This is a genomic window from Vibrio sp. FF266, assembly GCF_041439695.1.
Taxonomy (GTDB): domain Bacteria; phylum Pseudomonadota; class Gammaproteobacteria; order Enterobacterales; family Vibrionaceae; genus Vibrio; species Vibrio tasmaniensis_A.
In genome coordinates, this window is record NZ_JBGOOO010000114.1 from 1 (window position 1) to 1264 (window position 1264).

Sequence of the window (1264 nt, forward strand, 5' to 3'; positions counted from 1 at the left end):
CCTCGCGGCCGGGGATGCGCAGCAAAACATTCACCCACTGTTGCGCACGCTCTATTCCCAATAACCCTCTCTCACCCCAACTTTTGATGAGGTGCTCCTTATGCGCATTGACCTCTGGGCTGCGCTCACGCTCAGTTTTTTATCTACTCTCGCTCTTGCCAGCGAACAACAAACCTTTACCGAGAGCGCCAATTGGGCGAAGCAAACGGCAAGCCAAGCTCTAGCACCTCATGCCCTGCCACTCAATGTCGATGACTATTGCAAAGACGCCACGTGTCGACAAGAGATCCGCAGTCCAAAAGAGTCAAGACTGTCAGACGGTGATATCAATGCACAAAAAGGGACAGAGTTTGTGACCAATGGATTGGCTCAAGACATCAACACCCACTTTAATAAAGGGCGCCCCGATGTGAAAAGCGACCCAGCGATGCGCTTTGCCTTACTCGGCCAAGAGAATGCGTATGAAATCACTCACGGCCTCTCAAATGCCTATGTCGATTGTGATAGCGGCTCCCAGTGCCTTATCGAACACATTCCTAAACAGTGTCATCGTCCAACGAACAACAACGTGCCTTGTACAAAAGTCCCCGTTGCCACCGTGGTTACTGGCAATGTCCTCTACCACTGTCCATCCGGTTGGACAAAGCAAGGGGATAATTGCCAACGTCCCCTCCCACAATGCCGATACAATAATAAACATTATGTGAGGCAAACGAGAGGTGATGGCATTTTCTCATCGTCAGGAACCATGTATTTATGGGGCGGTAAGAGTGTCTATCCCAACCAAGGCTACACGCTTGGCGAGTTAAAACAGACCTATCACGTTAATTGGCAAGCGAGCGAACACTGGGATAAACGCTACGAGATTTGTCGACCCACCACACAAACGAAAAAAGCCACCTTGAGCTGTTCAAACGGATTCTCCTTATCCGGAGGGAACTGCATCAAAAACACCATGACCTGGCGAACACAATGCCGCCTGATGAACTCGTGCAAGATCACTCGCCAGCAATGTATTGAAGGTCGAGCCACCCGCACCATTAATGGCATTCCCACCACGCTCAATTGTTGGAAATATCGGATAGACCATCATTGTGACCGCCCTAATACCTGCGCAAACCTCCCGAAAGACTGTACGACTCAAACTCAACATTGCAGCCTTAAGCAAAATGGGGTGTGCATCGAGCAAGAGGTCACAAAGCGTTGTGCTGAGAAGACATGCCGAGCCACTGATCTGCAATGTGGGGAGCACTCCTTCTGTCTT

1 protein-coding gene is annotated in these 1264 nt (G+C 50.2%); it reads left to right on the plus strand.

Annotation, left to right across the window (positions count from 1 at the left end):
• Positions 1-100: 100 nt before the first annotated feature.
• Positions 101-1264, plus strand: a 1164-nt coding sequence (gene traN / locus ACED59_RS24490; protein WP_371705203.1) for a conjugal transfer protein TraN, incomplete at its 3' end; no start/stop codon positions are given.